Raw genomic sequence first — 16761 nt, forward strand, 5'->3', positions numbered from 1 at the left:
GCGCAGCGTGTCAGGCCGAAGCGTTGCCGATCGTCTCGTGGATGGCGCGCAGCGTGGCGAGCAGGTCGTCGAAGCTGGTCGCGCGGACCTCGAACGTGAGGACCGACCCGGGGCCGGAGACGTAATCGACCTCGGGGTCCCAGCCCTCGGCCTCGGACCGGCTGAGGATCTCCGACAGGGCCTTGGTGGGGACATGCTCGGCGCGGAGCGTGGTCGCGACGGTGTACGTGGGCACGGTTCTTCCTCCTGGCGGTCCGGTGCGGGTGCTCAGACCGTACTGCTCGGCTGCTGGCCGGCGTGGCTGGTTCGCGTGCGGTCCTACCAGGTCCACCCGCGGCGGTTGGTCGTGGCGGCGCGCTGCGCACGTGCACGAGCGCGCGCCCGCTGGGTCGTGCCGGGGTGCGGGCGCCCCACGGCCCACCGGATGCCGCAGCCGGCGCATTCCCACCAGCCGTTGTGGTAGCCGGGCTCGTAGCCGATTCGGGTCGTGCGGTGTCCGCAGTACGAGCACGTTCCGTTCCGTCTCACGGTTCCCATGTCGAGAGTCTGCCGCGGGGGTCTGACACGCTCAGCGCGGAGCGCCTCCCGCCCGGGCGATGGCGGCTTCGGCGAGCATCCGGGTGCGGTTCAGGTCCGCGGTCGCGTTCTCGAACAGCCGCCCGTCCGGGGAGACCATCTGCTCGCCCTGCTGACGCTTCACCTGCAGCACCTCCGCGATCGCCGGGTCCGACCCCTCCTCGGAGACGAGGAAGTACGCGACCGGGGGCTCGTCGATGCCGTCGCGGCGCAGGCGGCCGATGCCCTGCTCGTGGACCTGCGGGGACCAGTCGAGCTCGCCGAACACGGCGACGCGGGCGACCTTCTGGAGGCCGTCGACGCCGGACCCGGAGCGTAGGGACATGATCAGGATGCGGGCGTCGCCGTTCTTGAACGCGTCGAGGGCGGCGCCCTTCTGGTTCGGGGACTCCGTCCCGGTGTAGAGGACGGGGTGGAACTCGGCGAGGCGGTCGAGCCAGATGTCGTAGACGGCGCGGTGCCACCCGAACAGGACGATCTTCTCCTCGGACTCGAGGAGGAGGCGGACGAACTCGGCGACGAACGGTGCCTTCGCGAGACCCGTGGCTTGCCGCATGAGCATGTCGATCTCACCCGAGGCGCGGAACCGGTCCATCGACGTGGTGGTGGAGTCGAGGATCAGGCGGGCGAGGGCGGCGGCGTCGCCGGCGACAGCGTCGAGGGCGGTGGTGTCGGACTCGACGAGCTGGGTGACCTTGATCGTCTTCGGGAGCTCCCGGCCCACTTCCTTGCGGGTGCGGCCGAGCATGACGCCCTGCTCACGCAGGTACGAGCCGAGGGCGGCGGGGTCGGCGACCTTCACGTGGTTCGACCATGACGTCTGACCCCACTCGCGGATGAACTCGTCCCTCGTGCCGAGGGAGCCGGGGGCGATGATCTGCATGATCGAGTGGGCTTCGCCGGCGTAGTTGTACACGGGGGTGGCGGTCAGGCCGAGGCGGTAGCGGACGCGGTCGGCGAGCTGCGCGGCCGCCGTGCCCTTCACCGTGTCGGCGCCGCGGCGGAGTTCGTGGACCTCCTCGAAGATCACGTAGTTCGCCCACTCGCACAGGACGTCCACCCAGCCGGCGAGCTTCGAGTACGTGAGGATCAGGACGTCGGGCTGCCGGCCATCACGGTCGGTGAGGTCGTAGGGCTTCGTGGTGCGGGCGACGTGGAACCGCAGGTGCGGGAAGTGCTCGGTCAACTCGTCGGTCCACCGGCCGCCCCGGGCAGCGGCGAGGTGCGCCGGGGCCACGACGACGGCGGGCAGGGCGTCGTCGTGCAGGAGGTTCAGGCACGCGGTGGTGGTCTTGCCGAGGCCGAGCTCGTCGGTCAGCAGGAGACCACCCACACGGCGCAGGAGGTCGACGGCGGCCTGCTGGTACGGGCGGGGCTCCACCGTCGGCAGGGTCAGCGTCTCCCCGGCACGGTAGGTGCCGGACAAGATCGCGGCGACGTCCTCCTCGCGGTCGCGGTGCTCGTTCGCGCCGACCGTCAAGAGCCCAAGCGAGTGCTCGTCCACGGGGGTGAGCGGGTAGCGTTCCATGAACCAGTCGAGGTCCCGGGCGACCTCCGCGGTGTGCCCGATCAGCACCGCACCCGAGCGGGTGGCGCGGACGCGGCCGAACGTCCGCTTCAGGCGCATCGTGACGGCCGGCTCGGCCTTCACCGCCCACGCGCCGGAGGGTGGGATCGACGCGCGCTCGTACTTCCCGATGAGCTCGGACGCCGCGTCCTGGGTGAGGTGCTGGTACGTGCCGTACGTCCTCACAGGCCCTGTCCGATCAGCGAGTAGAGCTCGACGGGCACGCCGCCGAGGCTGGTAGGGATCCCGTGGTGCACGGCCCGGGTCGTGACGAGCACCAGGGAGTGGACATCGTCGTGGTGGGCGTACCGCTGCATCTGGCGGGTCACCGCGACCAGGGACCCGGCGACCTTCACCTCGATGCCGACACCGCCCGCGGTGAGGAAGTCGATCCGGTCATGCGGGGTGAGACGCACCTCCCGCTCGTGCTCGATCCCCGCCGCGGCCAGCACGCGGGACATGTCCTCGTGCAGCGACACCTCGTCGGTGTAAGTCAGGGTCGCCGCGGCGAGAGCGGCCACGACGTCGTTCGCGGTCATGCGTTCGCGAGCTCGAGGAGGCGCTCAGTCGGCCATCCCCGCCTCATGCGCGAGACGATCGTGTTGGGCTTCAGTCCGGTCAGTTCCGCCCACTCTGCCACCGTCAGGGTCTGACCCCCATGGGTGATGACCGCGTTGTTCCGACGGTTGCGCTGCTGCGTGACCCGATCCGCCCATCGGCAGTTGCCGGGCTCGTAGTCGCCGTCCACGTCTATGCGGTCCAGTTCCAGATGCTCGGCGAAGGTCGGGCCCATGTCGGCGGCGAACGCCTCGAACGAGTTCAGCCATCGGCCGCAGACGCGGATCCCGCGGCCCCCGTAGTTCGCGTAGTGCTTGTTCCGGGGCTGGGTGCAGCGAGCCTTCATCGCCTGCCAGCGCCGATAGAGAGCGGTCTTGCTCTGGCCGTGGGTGAGGTTCGCCCGGCTCGTCGCGCATGACGCGCAGGCAGACGTCGCCCCGGCCCGAAGTGTCGATCCGCGAACGTCGACGACGGTGCCGCAGTCGCAACGGCAGCGCCAGATCCACGCCTTGAAGCGGTCCTGTCCGCCCCGTTCGAGGACGGTGAGGATCCCGAACCGCTGTCCTACCAAGTTGAGGGGCGCCGGCATCACGCCACCTCCGCGAGCTGGCCGGTGATCGCGGCCAGCAGCTCGGCGTCGGGGCGCCAGAGACCGAGCATGCCGCGCGCCGGAACCGGGCGGGGCAGAGGGCGCGGGTTCGACAGGTTGCTGTGCCACTGGTCGGCCATCGCCCACGGGCCGCCGAACGGGCGGACGCCGAGGTTCGGGCAGCACCCGGGGCGGGACTGGTGCTCGGCCCAGCGGTTGACGACTCCGATGGCGGCGCCGCGGACGAACATCGGGTCGTCGGGCTCGATCGAGTCGGCCGCCCACACCTCGCCGTCGTCGGCACGCCAGCCGAGCTGCAGCGAACGGACGGCGCGACGTACCTCCCAGTCCTCAGCGCCGAGCTCCGACCAGCCGAGGCCGGCGTGGATCGCGACCTCGCCCCGGTACGGGCCGAGCGACTTGGTCCGGTTCTCGACGTCCTTGCCGCCGTGGATGATCGCCCACGCCCATGGCTGCTTCACGGTCAGGACTCTCACGCTGCACCACCGATCTGCAGCAGCGGGCGGGTGTCGCCCGTCGAGTACGCCTGCTCGATCGCCGGCGCCACCGACTCGAAGACCGACGCCCCCGACGGAAGGACGAGGTGCGCGAGGAACTCCTCCTCGAAGCTCGTGATCCCGGCGTCGACGGCCTCGAGCTTCGCCTTCACGACGAGCGCGAGGGCGCGCCACCGCTGCCGGACGGCCTGCTCGTACGCCGCCTCCGCGGCCGTCGCGGTGCGCACACCGCGGGAGTGGTGCGTGAACTCCCGGTCGTTGCGGTCGGGCAGAGGCAGGGTGAAGCGGATCCGCTTGCCGTCCTTCACGAACTGGATCGCCGCTCGGGCGGCCTCCCAGCCGTACGAGAACGACGTCGCGCCGTACCGGACGAGGGTGCGCTCGATCTCCGAGCGCGACCGGTCCGAGGACACGTCGGTCGACGAGGCGTAGGTGCCCATCACTGCTCCTTGGGTCGGATGCGTCGGCGCTCGACGTCCTCCTGGACGAGGCGCCGCAGGTAGCGGGATCGGGACTGGCGGCCGCGGGCGGCGTCGAGCAGCTCGGTGCCCTTCGGGGTGAAGCGGACGTGGACGATCACGGTGCGGGGCTCGGCGCCGTCCGGTGGTCTTCCCATGGCCCGATGGTGCGGGGGGATCTGTCACACGTTTCATGCCGCCATGTCCACGAACCGCGAGTAGTGCAACTGGTGCACGAGCGTCGCCCGGCCCGTGGGTCCGTTGCGCTGCTTCGCGATCAGCAGGTCCACCTCGCCCGCCCGGTCGCACTCCGGCTCCGTGGCGTCCGGCCGGTGCAGGAGGATCGCGGCGTCGCAGTCCTGCTCCAACGCACCGGTCTCCCGCATCTCCGAGAGCATCGGCGGGCCGTCCCGCTTCACGGACTCCCGGTTGAGCTGGGCCGCGGCGACGATCGGCACGGCCTTCTCCTTCGCCAGGGCCTTCATGTCGCGGGACATCTCCTCGAGCGCCTGCCGGCGGTCCCGCGTGGTGGGGTCGGTCTTCGCGATCTGGAAGTAGTCGAGGAGCACGACGGCCGGCTTGTGCTTCTCGATCGCGGCGCGGATCGCGGGGATCGACGACTTCTCCCGATCCGGGATGATCTTCAACCCGGACTCGATGATCCGCTGCGACGCCCGGGCGACCCGCGCCCACTCGTCCTGGCTCAGCTCGCCCCGCTTGATGTGCGACAGGGGGATCCGCTCCTCCGCCGAGATGATGCGGTGCACGAGCTCGGTCGCGGGCATCTCGACGGTGTGGAACGTCACCGGGAGGCCGTGGCGGAGGGCGACGTGCCGGGCGATGTCGACGAGGGTCACGGTCTTGCCGACGCCTGGTCGGGCGGCCACGAGGATGAACTGCCCCGGGGTCGGGGGGATCATCACCCGGTTCAGGTCGGTCCAGGGCCAGGTCCATCCGGCGGTCGCGGTGTCCTCCATCGCGGAGAGGGCTTCCTCGACCTGCTCGGCGATCGTGGGCTCCGCGTCGGTGGCTGGTCGAACCGCGGCGGAGAGTTCGGCCATGGCGACCGCCGCGACGTCGCCGGCCGCGCCGTCGGTCCCGGTGGCGGTCTGCACGATGCGTGTCCCCGCCGCCAGGAGGCGCCGCAGGGCGGCCTTCTCGCGGACGATCCTGGCGTAGTAGCCGGCGTTCGCGACCGTCGGGACCCCGGACACGAGGTCGAACAGGGCGACCTGCCCACCGGCCCGGTCCAGTGTCCCGGCCCGCCGCATGCAGTCCCCGACGGTGATGGGGTCCACGCCCTCGCCGGCGTCCGCGAGGGCGCACACGGCGTCCCACACGAGCTCGTGGCGGGGGTCGTAGAAGTCCTCGCCGGCGAGCATCGGCGCGACCTCGGTCAGTGCAGGGGGGGACTGGAGCACTGACCCGAGCACCGCGGCCTCGGCCGCGGCGTCGCGTGGCGGGGAGTCGTTCACTTCACCTCCTCTCGTACAAGGTCAGAGCCTTGTTCCGGCGCGTACAAGGTTGGGGGTAGGCCGTGGGTGATGCGGATGACGTCGACAGTCACCCCGCGGCCGCGTGCGAGCTCGCCGAGCAGGAGGTCGACGAGCCCGCGCTCGGGCGCGCACGCGGGGACGGTCACGGTCCCGGAGGGCACGTCACGGCTCCTCCCCGACGGCGACCCGGGCGGCGCGGGCACGGAGCCAGTGCACAGCCGCAGGCGTGAACCGCAGAGCGTCGAGGGATGCCTCGTACTCGTCCGCCGCGTCCCGGAGCACCTGCGCGTTGTGCTCGGCGAGGGCCTCGGGTGTCGTCGGGTAGCCCGCGGCGGCGAGCATGTCCGCCTGGTGCTCCGCCAGCGAGCGCCGCCCCGGCGTGTCTCGGAACGGGCCGCGACCGGCGACGACGCCGACCCATGTGCCGCACGCGCACTGCATGTCGTCGTCGTGGGTGTAGCCGTGTCCGTCTTGGTGTGCGGTCAGCACCTCGGCGGCGGTCGGCTTCGGCTGGGCGTCAGGCATCGGGGGCCTCCGGGGCGAGTCGTCGTGCACGGGCGATCTGGGTGGGGTCGGTGGTGCGCCACTCGGCGATCCGGCAGTAGTCGGCGGACGAGTCCACCGTGATCCCCTGACGGTCGAGCACCAGGGCGGCGAGCGCGGTCGTGCCGGTGCCGCCGAACGGGTCGAGCACGACGCCGCCGGGCGGGCACCAGCCGTCGATGATCCACAGCGGCCACTCGACCGGGAACGACGCGAAGTGCCCCGTGACGCCGAGGCGCTTCGGGACCTTGAACGGGTGTGCCGCGACCTCTCGGACCGATCCGGGGATCACGCCGGACGGAGTGCCGCTCGACCCGCAGAACTCGCGGTAGTAGGACCCGAGCGCTGCCCGCACCTCCTGGGCGAGACGCCCGGACTCGGAGTCCCACCGACCGCCGGACCGGACCGTCCCGCCGCTGCTGTCGATGATGCCGACGGCACGCACGGCCTCGCGGTGGGCGGGGGTGAGTCCGGCATGGGCGAACAACTCCTCGGCGCGGCGGTACTGCGGGCGGTCCTGGTACTCGGCCGTCGGCGCAAGTCGTCGGGGCTGCCCGTAGTGCCGTCCCGGGCGGGTCAGATGGAGCCACGTTTCGTGCGTGCGGCGAACCCGGTCCCGGGCCTTCGCGTCGATGAACCCGTTCGGCTTCGACCACACCACCTCGGCCCGCAGCGTGAGCCCGAGGTCATCGGTGCACGCCAGGGCGTACCTCCACGGCGCGCCGGACAGCGAGCGGTCGACGTACCGGTCGCCGAGGTTGACCCACAGCGACCCCGCAGGACGGAGCACTCGCAGCATTTCCCGCGTCGTCTCGACCAGCGCTGCCACGTATCCGCCGACGGTCGCTTCTTGTCCAATCTGCCCGGCGACGGGCGTGCCACCGTCCTCGTAGGACCGCTGACCCCAGTACGGCGGGGAAGTCACAATCAGGTCCACGCTGGCTTCGGGCAGGGGCAGGGAGCGAGCGTCGGCCTTGACGACCTCGACCGCACTCACGCCCCCTCGCCTCCCTCGACCTCGATACCGAGCGCCGCGAGACGCCGGACGAACCAGGCGTAGCGCCCGTGCTCCCCAGCCAGCGCCAGGCTCTGCCGAACCTGCTCCGCGGTCACGGTCGGCGTGGCGGCGTCACCCCGGGCGGCGAGGAACGCGAGCACGGCGTCGGCGGCGTGCATGGCGATGACGTCGGAACCTTCCTGCCAGACCGCGTCGGGCAGCGTCGCGAGGATGTGCGACCCGAGCGCCTCCCGGTCCACCGCCTCCCCGGCACCGGCAGCGGCGAGGGCGGCGAGGTCGTCGGCGATCTTGTGCAGGGCGGCGGACTGACCGGCGCGAGACGCAATGTCCGCCTCGGCGCGGATCCGCTGGACGATGTCGTCAGTCACCGTAGTAGCCGTCCCTTCGCGAGTGGTCGTGGGCGTCCCGGGTACAGGACGCGTCCATGCACCACTCCGCCTCCGCGGCACCGGCAGCAGCGAGGGCGGCGGTCGTAGTCGGGGTGAGCGCGAGGGCGTTGCTCCACGGGTCGTTGCCGGACGAGTGCTCGCCGAGCGCGTCCGGCTGCCCCAGAACCTCGGCGAGACGGGCAGCCAGGCGGTCGGCCATCTCCACCGCGGCGTCGCGCTCGCTGATGACCTCCAGCATGGTGTCGTCCGCCGCGGCCGGCTGCGGGGCGTCCGGGCGGAACAGGACCGTCACGGGGTAGTGCCGCGCGTCGAGCGGCTGGTCGTGGTCGTCGCCCTCCGACCAGCCGTCGATCAGCACTCGCGCTTCGACCTCGTCGCCGCCGTGCTCGGCGAGGTATGCGAGACCCGGCGTGCCCACCCGATCGACCAGCAGGACGACCGGGTGATGGCCGTTGTCGTTCAGGTCGTTGAGCAGTGCGTCGAGCTCGGCCGCGGTGGACACCACCTCACCCGCGCGCGCAGAACGGTACGTGCCGCCGGCGAGCGGTGTGGTGATCGACGGCAGGCTGTGGCCGAGGTCGTCCGGGTGCAGGCCGTCGGCGGTCACCGGGACACCTCGGCGAACATCGCGGCGTGCGTGCCCGTGATGTGCGCGTCACCGGCAGCGGCGGCGCACTCCTCGCAGGGAACGTGCGTGAAGCTCGGGCCAGTGACGCCCCCGCCGACGGAGAACCCGATCAGCGATCGCCCGTCCTCTGCGCGCGCGTGGCGGTCGAACCCGCAGAGGCACGGGCCGGTGCCTCCGTGCTCGCCGCGGCCGGCGAGGTGGACGTCGAGCGTGGGTCCGGAGGAGAACAGGGTGTAGGCGTCGCCGGGGCGGGAGCACTCGATGGTCACGAGGTGCTGGTGGGCGATGCCGTGCTGGCGGCAGGCCCAGCCCATCGCGTCGCGCTCGTTGCACCGCTCCGCGGGCGGCGTGGTGGTGTCGAGGTTGCTCACTGGTCCTGCTCCTTCGTGTGGGTGGTGCGGGCGGTGTGGTGGGCTGCGGCGGCCTGGACATCCGCTGCGTAGACCGCGAGGGCGTACGCCTGCCAGACATCGGCGTGGAAGCCGTAGAACCACCCCGGGACGGCCTTGGTGCCCTTCCCGTGGTTCGGCTGCCCCGGAGCGAACCGGTCGACGAGCGCCTGCCGGACGTTCGAGTCCTTCGCCTTCGCGGAGTGGCAGTGGTGGAGCTTCACGGGCTGGCGCTTCACGAGCTCCGGGGTGACTCCGTGGCCGCTGGCGTAGCCCTCGTAGAACCGGCCGATCCACACGCACGTCTCGAAGACCTCCGCGCCGACGGGCATCCCGTAGCAGGCGACCATCTCGATCACCACACGGTCCGCGGTCAGCGCCCCAGGCATTCCCGCGTAGGTGTCGATCCGGCGCCGCAGGTCGCCGTTCGGCGTCTTGCCGAACTCGATCGGCCGGCGCGTGGCGACGTCGATCAGAGCCCAGCCGGACGCGGTGTTGCCCGGGTCGATCGCGAGCAGGGTCGTCATCGTTGGCTCAGAACGGGGGCTCGTCGGAGTACGAGGACGCCCCGCCCGAGGTTGCCCACGGGTCCTCCTGCTGGCTGCCGCGCTGCTGGTGGCCGCCGCCCTGCCGCTGGGTGCGCGTGACCTTCGCGGTCGCGTACCGCAACGACGGGCCGATCTCCTGCACCTGCAGCTCGTAGGCGGTGCGCTTCTCACCCTCGCGGGTCTCGTACGACCGCTGCACCAGGTTCCCCACGACGACCACACGGGTGCCCTTCGTGAGCGACTCAGCGACGTTCTCCGCCGCCTCCCGCCAGATCGAGCAGCGCAGGAACAGCGTGTCCCCGTCGACGAACTCGTTCCGGTTCCGGTCGAAGGTGCGCGGGGTGGACGCGACGGTGAAGTTCGCAACCGGCGCCCCGGACGGGGTGAACCGCAGCTCCGGGTCGGCGGTGAGGTTCCCGATCACGGTGATCGTGGTGTCTCCGGCCATGGTCATGCTCCGATCTGTCGCAGGGTGCTGGGGCTCGCGATCTGCGCGAGCATCCGCCGGCGGCGCGCCTGGTACGCCGCCACGTCGTCCGGATCTACGTCCGGCAGCGGCGGCTCCGCGGCCGCCAGGCGGGCACCGCGGATGCGCTTCACTCCGGCGATCACGTGGGCCGGCAGCAGGTAGTCCGTCGACTCACGTCGGTGCGCACGCACGGCCTCGAGCGCGTCGTCGAGTGGCAGGTCGTGCACGAGGTCGTGCCACGCCGCGATGACGGTGCGGTCGACGTTCCGGTTGTCGCCGACCTTGATCAGGGCGAGGAGTTGCGCGGTCTGCTGGATGTCCATGTCACGCTCCGATCTGGCGGCGGTCGTGCTCGGCCTGCATCTCGGCGCCCATCGCGAGGACGTCGACGACCCCGTCGGTCGGGGACAGGCGCCTCGGGCCGCGGCGCGTCTCGTGGACGACCGAGGCGAGCGCGGACGGGTGCAGGCCCTTGCGGTGCCACTCCACGAGCCCGGCCCGCACGACCTCGAACGGGATGCCCTCGGTCAGGAGGGTCTTCACCTCCCGGGAGAGCTGCCCGATGACCCGACCGGGTGGCCGGTCGTCGCAGTGGTCGATCCACTCCCCGATGAGCGTCTGCGCCGATTCGGGCTGCGCGGACGCGTCGGCGGCCGCCGCCGTAGGCGGAACGGGGGTAGGGGGCTGGGGGACGGGGGTAGGGGGAAGGGGGAGCGCGCCCGCGCGCACGCAAGGGGGTACCGGGGACCCTTCCGCAGGGGTACCTGTACCCATCGGGAAGGCATCCCGGAAGTCCTCGCGAAGGGCATCCACGACGGCTGCGACCTGCTCGAACGGCGACGGCAGGTCACCGCCACGCCCACCCGGAGCCTTCGACAGGTCATCCAGCGGCAGACGCGCGAGCTCGACCGCGAACGCCTCCCGCAACCGGGGGGACTCGATCTGCGCGGCGTCCTCCCGCATGCGCATCATGACCTTCGGCTGCTTCCACACGCCGTCGTTCCGGACGAACGTGCGCAGCAACACCTCCTCGGTGTCCTCGTCAACGACGACGAACCGGGCAGCCTCCAGGGCGGTGAGGGCCGACTCGATCGTGCCGACGGTCTCGCCGGCGACCTTCTTCGCCCACCTGCGGGTGCGCATCGGCAGCAGGCCGGCGTGCGACAGGTCGGGCTGGGAGAGCAGGAACAGGTACATCCGCTGGGCCGGGACGTCGAGGGCGAGGAAGTCGTCGTCGGCCCAGATCGCGGTCAGGATGCGGCCGTGCTGGCGGGTCATCAGGCGCTCTCGAGCAGGTCGACCTCGATCGGGGACAGCTCGTACCCGAGGAGCCGCAGCAGGTCGTACTGCCCGGCAGGGTCGGTCTCGATCGCCACCGCGAGGGCGAGGAGCGCCCGGTCGGGGTCGACGGTCGTCATGACGACGGACTCGTCCGTGCCGAGGGCCGTGACCCACGACTTCACGACGCGCTTCGGGAGCCGGTCCGCGAGGGTCTGCAACGCCTCCTTGCGCAGGCGTGGTAGCGCCTCCCGGGGTGGTCGCTGCGACCCCGCGAGGAACGGCCGCAGGAACGCGCTGCGGAGCTCCGCGGCGATCACCGCGGGCTCGTCGACACCGGTCCTCTCCCGGGCGACGTCCTGCCGGAACTCCCGCGTCCCCACGGACGCGAGGGCACGGTCCGCGGCCTCCGGGGTGAGGTCAAGCAGGGCCTCGGCGTCCTCGAGCGTCATCTGACCGGTCTTCAGCCGCGCCTGCGCGTCCTCGGCGAGCGTCAGGAGCGCCAGGCGCCGGTCCACGCGCTTCTTCGGCATCTTCACCTGCTGGGAGATGCGCGTCGCGGTCAGACCCTCAAGGGTGAGCTGCTCGTACCCGCGGGCCTCCTCCAGCGCGGTGAGGTCGCGTCGGTGCGCGTTCTCCCGCAGCATCAGGGCGACCTGGTCGGCGGTCGTGCGCAGGTCCGTGCGGACCACGCACTGCACCTCCCACAGGCCCGCGCCGATCGCCGCCTCACGGCGCCGATGCCCGGCCACGACGAACCAGTCGTCCGCCGCGGGCTCGGACCCGCCGGGGCACGGCACGTCGCCGGCGAAGTGCTCCAGGAGCACCCCGACGGGGGAGCGGGCGATCACCTGGTCGCAGTCCCCGCACCGGCCGGAGGACTTCCCCCAGGACCCGGGCACGACGACGAGCGGCTCGATCAGGCCGTGGTCGCGGACGTCCTCGGTGAGGTCGCTGATGTCCCCGAGATCGAAGCGGGGGTTCTTGGGGTGCGGGCGGATCGACCTGATCGGGATCATCCGGAGGTCACGAGACGACGACACGAGCCGGTCCCTTCATGTAGGTGCGGCGGACGTAGTTGACCGTGCGGTGTGTCACGTCATCCCGGTTCAGGCGGGTGACGATCTCGTCCGCGGTCATGCCGGCCTCCGTCATGCGGAGGACGACGGAACGGACCCGGGGGTGCAGGTCACCCGAGGTCGTGGTGGGGAGGTCGTCGAGGATCTCGGCGGTGAGCTCCCGTGCCGGGGTGACGTCGACGATGTCCGCGACGTCGGGCCGGATGCGGTGGCGGGCCATCCACGCCGCACGCTCGCCGTGGGTCAGACCAGCGGCAACGCCGTGGATCTCCCGGCGCTTCACGTAGGGCGCGCACGTAGCGAGCACGGGGCAGTCCTGGCACACCGCGCGGGCCGCAGCGATCACGTCGGGCGGGGCGTCGTCGGTGACCTCCATGATGTCCAGCGGAGGCTGGTTCTCCGGCGCACACGCCTCCCGCCTCATGACAGCCTCCCCGACGTGGCGCGCCCGCGGCGTCGGTAGATCGACTGCCGCTCGTCCGGCGTTGCACCGCCACGCATCCCGAACCGGGCGCTCCCGCGCGACTCGAGCGCGAGAGCGTCCTCCAGGCACTCCTCCCGCACGGGGCAGGCGGCGCAGATCGAGCGCGGGTGGACCCACTCGTCAGCGCGGGGGGTGTGGGTGTCGTCTGGCTCGAACACGGCCGGGTCGGTGTCGAGGCACTCCGCGCGCGCTCGCCAGTCAGCGCCGCGGTCGGGGCCGCGGGTGTCTGCTGGTCGAGTGAGCGCCAACGCAGACAGGGCGGTCACGCAGACACCTCCCCAAAGTCGAGAGTCCGGTCGCGTAGGCGGGTGCGGAGCGAGAGGTCGAGGTAGTCGGCGTTCAGGTCGATGCCGACGAACCGGCGCCCGTGCCGTGCGGCGGCGAGGCCGGTCGTGCCCGACCCGGAGAACGGGTCCAGGACGACGCCACCAGGTCGAGTGCTCGCGAGGATGCACCGCTCGGGCAGCGCGAGGGGGAACGTCGCGAAGTGGGCCTCGGGGAACCCGACGGTGGCGATCTCCCACACGTCCCGCCTGTTGCGGAACGCGCGCCCCTTCCAGGGGGCGTCGTTACCGGCGCCCCCACGGTTGATCGACTCCGGCCTAGCGAACCCGTTGCCGCTCGCGCGCCCGGTCGCGTCCTCAGCGATCGCCTCGGGGTCGAAGTAGTAGCGCGGGCCCTTGGTGAGCATGAACACGTGCTCGTGCGAGGAGGTCGGACGGTCCTTGACTGCCTCGGGCATTGGGTTCGGCTTGTGCCAGATCACCTCGCTGCGGAGGGTCCAGCCGGAGTCGACGAGCGCGAGGGCCGTGCGCCAGGGCAGGCCGAGGAGCGACTTGTAGGGGGCGTGCGCGGTCATGTTCCGCTGGACCGGGTAGCGGACTGGCTGCACGTTGTGGCCGCGGTTCTTGGTGAACGTGCGCCCGGCGTTGGCCTTGCCGGCGTAGGCGTCGCCGAGGTTGAGCCAGAGGGTGCCAGCGTCGGCGAGCACGCGGTGCGCTTCGGTGAACACGGCGACGAGCGCCTCGACGTACAGTGCCGGCGTCTCCTCGAATCCGAGCTGCCCGTCGACGCCGTAGTCCCGGAGGCCGAAGTACGGAGGGGACGTCACGACGCAGTCGATCGAACCGGCTGGCAGATTGCGCAGCACATCGAGCGCGTCGCCGTGCCAGAGGGTCACGGCGTCGTCGGCGAAGTAGGGCGCGATCATGCGGCCAGGTCCCTTCGGGTAAATGGGTGAACGGCGCGCTGACCTGCGCGTCGATGTTGGAGCGGCTCGCTACCGTGCTTCGCATGGCGCAACCGAGCGTGTTCGGAGAGATCCCCGACTACCCCGTCGCATCCGAGTTCATGAGCCGCGCGGAGGTCCGGCACGCAGGCCTGCACAGGCACGAGATGAACGGGATCTCGGGAGACCCGAGCCAGGGCGCTGACGCGATCGTCGTCTCGGGCGGGTACGTCGACGACCGGGACTACGGCGACCGGATCGTCTACACCGGCGAGGGAGGGCAAGGCGGACCCAAGAAGGGTGTCCAGGTCAAGGACCAGGAGCTGACGAAGGGCAACCTGGCTCTGGCGCGGTCCGAGGAAGCGGGGTATCCCGTGCGTGTGATCCGCGGTGCGGGCGGCGACGAGCGGTACTCGCCGGCGACCGGGTACAGGTACGACGGGCTGTACGTCGTCACCGAGCACTGGCGGGAACCTTCCCGGCACGGCCCACTGATCTGGCGCTTCGTTCTCGAGCGCGCCGATGGAGGCGCGCTGTGGGATGAGCCGGCTCCGCCGGACGGCACCGACGTCCCTGACCGCGCCCGCAGCGTGATCCAGCGCGTCGTGCGGAACAGCAAGGTGACCCAGTGGGTCAAGGACAAGCACGACGGCATCTGCCAGTTCTGCGGGATCCGCCTCGAGACCGCCGCTGGCTTCTACGCGGAGGGCGCCCACATCCGTCCTCTCGGGGCACCGCATCACGGCCCTGACGTCACGTCGAACGTGCTCTGTCTGTGCCCGAACGACCACGTGCTGTTCGACAAGGGCGCCCTCTTCCTCGAAGACGGCAAAGTCCACCGCCTCAGCGACGGGGCGGTGCTTCACGAGCTGCGCACTGTGGCCGGACACGCCATCAACTGGGCGCACGCCACCTACCACCGCGAGCACTTCTCCGCGGGAGCGTGACGTGGACTGGCCGCAGTTCTGGACGTCGTTCTTCGCGAGCTCCGGCGCCGCCGTGGTCGCCCTGGCCAGCGCAGTCGGTGTGTTCTTCCTGAGCCGCTTGGCGGAGCGACGGGACAACGCACAGAGGGAGCGGCGCGCGAGGATCGGACGGATCCAAGCCGCCGCGCACAACGATCTCCTGCTGTCCGCTGTGACATGGAGCGGCCTGTACATCGGCCGCGGTGCCGCGAAGCTGCTGGAAGCCGTGCACGCGTTCGCGGCAGCGGAGTGGGCCGAGCACGAAGCCGTGGCGAGATGGGCCATGGAGAAGGTGAGTAGCTCGACGAACGCCCTCAAGGGGGCAGAGCGGTGGTGGTTGCTCCCGGGGCACACCAAGCGGCGCCAAGCTGTCGTCGCTCCGGGTAGCGAGATCGCGGCCGCTCTCGCTCTCTGGGAGACCGGAGCGATTAAGGACTCCTGGTTCGAGGAACGACTCAGCGTCATCGGGAAGAAGGAACTGGCCGACAGTCGCAGCGCTCTGAGGGCACGCAGGTTGCGCTGGTCATCTCGCCTTGGCCGGGCCGCGCGAAAGTAGAGGTCGCGGTGGAGCCTCAGAGACATGGGCATGACGCCTCCGCTACGTTCACGTCCGTGGACTTCTGGGCGACGTCGCTCGACGGCTGGCTCGGCGCGTTGATCGGGGCGGTCGCCGCGGTTGCCATCGCGGTCTGGGTGCTCCGACGGACGCTGGCGCACGAGCGACGGTTGTTCCTCGAGCAACTCGAGGCCGAACGAGAGCTTGGGCTCGAGCAGCGGCGGCTCGAAGCATTCGGCCAGGTCGCCGCGTGGACGCGGCGACTGGTCCCGACGCCCGTGGACCGCGAGCGAATGCTCGTCGTCCAGGTGGGTCTGGTTGGTGCAGTCCAGGCGTGGCGGACGTATCTGCCCTCGAGCGATGACCCGATCGGCGACGAGGTCGAGGCGCTGTCCTTCTCTTGGCTCAATCGGGCGTGGCGATGCCAGCGAGAGCAGGCCCGACGAAACGCGACGCTGCCGCCCGAGATGACGAAGGGCATGGTGGTCGACGAGGACATGGGGCAGCAGGTCATCGGGGTGATGAGAGAGGTGCGCCGGTGGCACCAGGGCGACGTCGTCCGCGAGTCGCTGGTCGCGGCGCTTCGAGCAGAGTTGGCTGTCTCGAGGGAGGCATACAAGCTGCTCCCGGAGTAGCGCGGCTCGACCGCGGCGGCAGGCCACGCGAGCAACACCAGGCCCAGCAGTGCGCTGATAGCGGCGACGGACAGGACGGCCAGGATCGTGCGGCCGAGCGCGCGGGCCGACGCGTACCCCTCAGCGCGCTGCTCCGGCCACGTCGGGGCGCTCACGCCGACACCTGCTCACGGGCCTTGGCCTCGCAGCGGCGGCACGTCGGGGCGTCCTTCACCCACGGCTTGTCGTGGAACCAGTACCAGTCCGACCGACCACACAGCGCCGTCGTCTTCGCCTCGCGGCGGCCGAGGCGCCCGGCGTCGAAGATGACCGCATCCACGGGCACGAGGTGTCGGCGGTCACGGCTGGACGGGATGCGGTCGGTCGTCGCCCACTCGTGCCCATCGAGCGTCGGCGTCGGAGCGACACCCCACTGCGGGGAGTGCTCGCACTTCGCCATGAGCCTGTGGACGTCGGATCGGTGGCCGAGACGCATCGTGAACCCCGCCTGCTGGTCCCGGCGGCGCAGCTCCGAACGGCCCTCGTAGAACGCGTCCCACGCGTCGTCCTCGGTGAGCCGCGGCGTCATGCTGGAGTCGGGCAGGGCCACGACGGTCACCCCGGCGGCACAGCCGCACGGGGCGATCCGGTACCAGGACGCGTCGTGGGCGGCGACAGTCTCGCCGTCGATCTGGAAGGTGATGGTCGGCGCCGGCGCGGGCGCTACGGTCGTGCGTGGGTCGCTCACGGCGATCCCCTCTCGTGGGTTGGGAGGGCGCCCGGTCCGGTGTCTGCTTGCCGGCGATGGTCG

Annotated in this window: 25 protein-coding genes; 3 read left to right on the plus strand and 22 right to left on the minus strand. The window is 71.3% G+C overall.

All coding sequences use genetic code 11. The features are described 5' to 3' along the window. Window positions 1-10 precede the first annotated feature (10 nt). The 21 genes from K5O09_RS07275 to K5O09_RS07375 all read right to left on the minus strand — a co-directional run bounded on the left by K5O09_RS07275 (window position 11) and on the right by K5O09_RS07375 (window position 13797). Entirely contained in the window at window positions 11-235 is a 225-nt protein-coding gene (locus K5O09_RS07275; RefSeq protein ID WP_222172100.1) for a hypothetical protein, read from the minus strand. Window positions 236-568: 333 nt separating this feature from the next. Further along, window positions 569-2329, minus strand: a complete 1761-nt coding sequence (locus tag K5O09_RS07280) for a DEAD/DEAH box helicase (protein ID WP_222172101.1) — start codon at window positions 2327-2329, stop codon at window positions 569-571. Next, window positions 2326-2682, minus strand: coding sequence for a hypothetical protein (locus K5O09_RS07285; protein ID WP_222172102.1), 357 nt, complete (start codon window positions 2680-2682; stop codon window positions 2326-2328). Before K5O09_RS07285 ends, K5O09_RS07280 begins: the two co-directional genes overlap by 4 nt. Further along, window positions 2679-3290, minus strand: coding sequence for a hypothetical protein (locus K5O09_RS07290; RefSeq protein ID WP_222172103.1), 612 nt, complete (start codon window positions 3288-3290; stop codon window positions 2679-2681). The genes K5O09_RS07285 and K5O09_RS07290 overlap by 4 nt, the downstream gene beginning before the upstream one ends. Further along, on the minus strand, window positions 3290-3787 hold the full coding sequence (locus K5O09_RS07295; protein WP_222172104.1) for a hypothetical protein: 498 nt from the start codon (window positions 3785-3787) through the stop codon (window positions 3290-3292). Before K5O09_RS07295 ends, K5O09_RS07290 begins: the two co-directional genes overlap by 1 nt. Further along, complete coding sequence (locus K5O09_RS07300; RefSeq protein ID WP_255596185.1) at window positions 3784-4248, minus strand: hypothetical protein; 465 nt, start codon at window positions 4246-4248, stop codon at window positions 3784-3786. The genes K5O09_RS07295 and K5O09_RS07300 overlap by 4 nt, the downstream gene beginning before the upstream one ends. Beyond that, on the minus strand, window positions 4248-4424 hold the full coding sequence (locus K5O09_RS07305) for a hypothetical protein (protein ID WP_222172106.1): 177 nt from the start codon (window positions 4422-4424) through the stop codon (window positions 4248-4250). Before K5O09_RS07305 ends, K5O09_RS07300 begins: the two co-directional genes overlap by 1 nt. Before the next feature lie 33 nt (window positions 4425-4457). Continuing rightward, window positions 4458-5741 carry a DnaB-like helicase C-terminal domain-containing protein gene (locus K5O09_RS07310; RefSeq protein ID WP_222172107.1) on the minus strand — a complete coding sequence of 428 codons (1284 nt, stop codon included), beginning with the start codon at window positions 5739-5741 and terminating at the stop codon, window positions 4458-4460. 183 nt (window positions 5742-5924) lie between these two features. After that, window positions 5925-6287, minus strand: coding sequence for a hypothetical protein (locus K5O09_RS07315; protein WP_222172108.1), 363 nt, complete (start codon window positions 6285-6287; stop codon window positions 5925-5927). Beyond that, window positions 6280-7302 carry a site-specific DNA-methyltransferase gene (locus K5O09_RS07320; RefSeq protein ID WP_222172109.1) on the minus strand — a complete coding sequence of 341 codons (1023 nt, stop codon included), beginning with the start codon at window positions 7300-7302 and terminating at the stop codon, window positions 6280-6282. Before K5O09_RS07320 ends, K5O09_RS07315 begins: the two co-directional genes overlap by 8 nt. Next, window positions 7299-7691, minus strand: coding sequence for a hypothetical protein (locus tag K5O09_RS07325; RefSeq protein ID WP_222172110.1), 393 nt, complete (start codon window positions 7689-7691; stop codon window positions 7299-7301). Before K5O09_RS07325 ends, K5O09_RS07320 begins: the two co-directional genes overlap by 4 nt. After that, window positions 7684-8319, minus strand: a complete 636-nt coding sequence (locus tag K5O09_RS07330) for a hypothetical protein (protein ID WP_222172111.1) — start codon at window positions 8317-8319, stop codon at window positions 7684-7686. The genes K5O09_RS07325 and K5O09_RS07330 overlap by 8 nt, the downstream gene beginning before the upstream one ends. Continuing rightward, a complete protein-coding gene (locus K5O09_RS07335; RefSeq protein ID WP_222172112.1) occupies window positions 8316-8711 on the minus strand; it encodes a hypothetical protein in 396 nt (131 codons plus the stop codon). The genes K5O09_RS07330 and K5O09_RS07335 overlap by 4 nt, the downstream gene beginning before the upstream one ends. After that, on the minus strand, window positions 8708-9256 hold the full coding sequence (locus K5O09_RS07340) for a hypothetical protein (RefSeq protein ID WP_222172113.1): 549 nt from the start codon (window positions 9254-9256) through the stop codon (window positions 8708-8710). Before K5O09_RS07340 ends, K5O09_RS07335 begins: the two co-directional genes overlap by 4 nt. 7 nt (window positions 9257-9263) lie before the next feature. Continuing rightward, a complete protein-coding gene (locus tag K5O09_RS07345; RefSeq protein ID WP_222172651.1) occupies window positions 9264-9725 on the minus strand; it encodes a single-stranded DNA-binding protein in 462 nt (153 codons plus the stop codon). Between the two features lie 2 nt (window positions 9726-9727). After that, on the minus strand, window positions 9728-10069 hold the full coding sequence (locus K5O09_RS07350; RefSeq protein WP_222172114.1) for a hypothetical protein: 342 nt from the start codon (window positions 10067-10069) through the stop codon (window positions 9728-9730). 1 nt (window position 10070) lies between these two features. After that, window positions 10071-11024 carry a hypothetical protein gene (locus K5O09_RS07355; protein ID WP_222172115.1) on the minus strand — a complete coding sequence of 318 codons (954 nt, stop codon included), beginning with the start codon at window positions 11022-11024 and terminating at the stop codon, window positions 10071-10073. After that, window positions 11024-12043, minus strand: coding sequence for a ParB N-terminal domain-containing protein (locus K5O09_RS07360; protein WP_222172116.1), 1020 nt, complete (start codon window positions 12041-12043; stop codon window positions 11024-11026). Before K5O09_RS07360 ends, K5O09_RS07355 begins: the two co-directional genes overlap by 1 nt. Window positions 12044-12050: 7 nt before the next feature. Beyond that, window positions 12051-12527 carry a WhiB family transcriptional regulator gene (locus K5O09_RS07365; protein ID WP_222172117.1) on the minus strand — a complete coding sequence of 159 codons (477 nt, stop codon included), beginning with the start codon at window positions 12525-12527 and terminating at the stop codon, window positions 12051-12053. Next, the gene (locus K5O09_RS19525) at window positions 12524-12853 is read right to left on the minus strand and encodes a WhiB family transcriptional regulator (RefSeq protein ID WP_222172118.1); all 330 of its coding nucleotides are present in this window, start codon (window positions 12851-12853) and stop codon (window positions 12524-12526) included. Before K5O09_RS19525 ends, K5O09_RS07365 begins: the two co-directional genes overlap by 4 nt. Next, the gene (locus K5O09_RS07375) at window positions 12850-13797 is read right to left on the minus strand and encodes a site-specific DNA-methyltransferase (protein ID WP_222172119.1); all 948 of its coding nucleotides are present in this window, start codon (window positions 13795-13797) and stop codon (window positions 12850-12852) included. The genes K5O09_RS19525 and K5O09_RS07375 overlap by 4 nt, the downstream gene beginning before the upstream one ends. A 26-nt stretch (window positions 13798-13823) precedes the next feature. Here K5O09_RS07375 and K5O09_RS07380 point away from each other — a divergent pair, with 26 nt between their 5' ends. The 3 genes from K5O09_RS07380 to K5O09_RS07390 are packed head-to-tail and all read left to right on the plus strand — an operon-like array spanning window position 13824 to window position 15971. Further along, window positions 13824-14762 carry a YDG/SRA domain-containing protein gene (locus tag K5O09_RS07380; protein WP_222172120.1) on the plus strand — a complete coding sequence of 313 codons (939 nt, stop codon included), beginning with the start codon at window positions 13824-13826 and terminating at the stop codon, window positions 14760-14762. Between the two features lies 1 nt (window position 14763). Then, a complete protein-coding gene (locus tag K5O09_RS07385; RefSeq protein ID WP_222172121.1) occupies window positions 14764-15336 on the plus strand; it encodes a hypothetical protein in 573 nt (190 codons plus the stop codon). A gap of 56 nt (window positions 15337-15392) precedes the next feature. Then, window positions 15393-15971 carry a hypothetical protein gene (locus K5O09_RS07390; RefSeq protein ID WP_222172122.1) on the plus strand — a complete coding sequence of 193 codons (579 nt, stop codon included), beginning with the start codon at window positions 15393-15395 and terminating at the stop codon, window positions 15969-15971. Window positions 15972-16122: 151 nt separating this feature from the next. On the opposite strand, the gene K5O09_RS07395 is transcribed toward K5O09_RS07390, so the two are convergent. After that, complete coding sequence (locus K5O09_RS07395; protein WP_222172123.1) at window positions 16123-16698, minus strand: hypothetical protein; 576 nt, start codon at window positions 16696-16698, stop codon at window positions 16123-16125. Window positions 16699-16761 lie beyond the last annotated feature (63 nt).

The organism is Cellulomonas sp. C5510, assembly GCF_019797765.1.
Taxonomy (GTDB): Bacteria; Actinomycetota; Actinomycetes; order Actinomycetales; family Cellulomonadaceae; genus Cellulomonas.

Excerpts from the sequence above, each read along its gene's own strand:
- K5O09_RS07285 (WP_222172102.1), bottom strand. The coding sequence starts at position 2,682 with ATGACCGCGAACGACGTCGTGGCCGCTCTCGCCGCGGCGACCCTGACT.
- K5O09_RS07290 (WP_222172103.1), bottom strand. The coding sequence starts at position 3,290 with ATGCCGGCGCCCCTCAACTTGGTAGGACAGCGGTTCGGGATCCTCACC.
- K5O09_RS07300 (WP_255596185.1), bottom strand. The coding sequence starts at position 4,248 with ATGGGCACCTACGCCTCGTCGACCGACGTGTCCTCGGACCGGTCGCGC.
- K5O09_RS07305 (WP_222172106.1), bottom strand. The coding sequence starts at position 4,424 with ATGGGAAGACCACCGGACGGCGCCGAGCCCCGCACCGTGATCGTCCAC.
- K5O09_RS07315 (WP_222172108.1), bottom strand. The coding sequence starts at position 6,287 with ATGCCTGACGCCCAGCCGAAGCCGACCGCCGCCGAGGTGCTGACCGCA.
- K5O09_RS07340 (WP_222172113.1), bottom strand. The coding sequence starts at position 9,256 with ATGACGACCCTGCTCGCGATCGACCCGGGCAACACCGCGTCCGGCTGG.
- K5O09_RS07345 (WP_222172651.1), bottom strand. The coding sequence starts at position 9,725 with ATGGCCGGAGACACCACGATCACCGTGATCGGGAACCTCACCGCCGAC.
- K5O09_RS07350 (WP_222172114.1), bottom strand. The coding sequence starts at position 10,069 with ATGGACATCCAGCAGACCGCGCAACTCCTCGCCCTGATCAAGGTCGGC.
- K5O09_RS07355 (WP_222172115.1), bottom strand. The coding sequence starts at position 11,024 with ATGACCCGCCAGCACGGCCGCATCCTGACCGCGATCTGGGCCGACGAC.
- K5O09_RS07360 (WP_222172116.1), bottom strand. The coding sequence starts at position 12,043 with ATGATCCCGATCAGGTCGATCCGCCCGCACCCCAAGAACCCCCGCTTC.
- K5O09_RS07365 (WP_222172117.1), bottom strand. The coding sequence starts at position 12,527 with ATGAGGCGGGAGGCGTGTGCGCCGGAGAACCAGCCTCCGCTGGACATC.
- K5O09_RS07375 (WP_222172119.1), bottom strand. The coding sequence starts at position 13,797 with ATGATCGCGCCCTACTTCGCCGACGACGCCGTGACCCTCTGGCACGGC.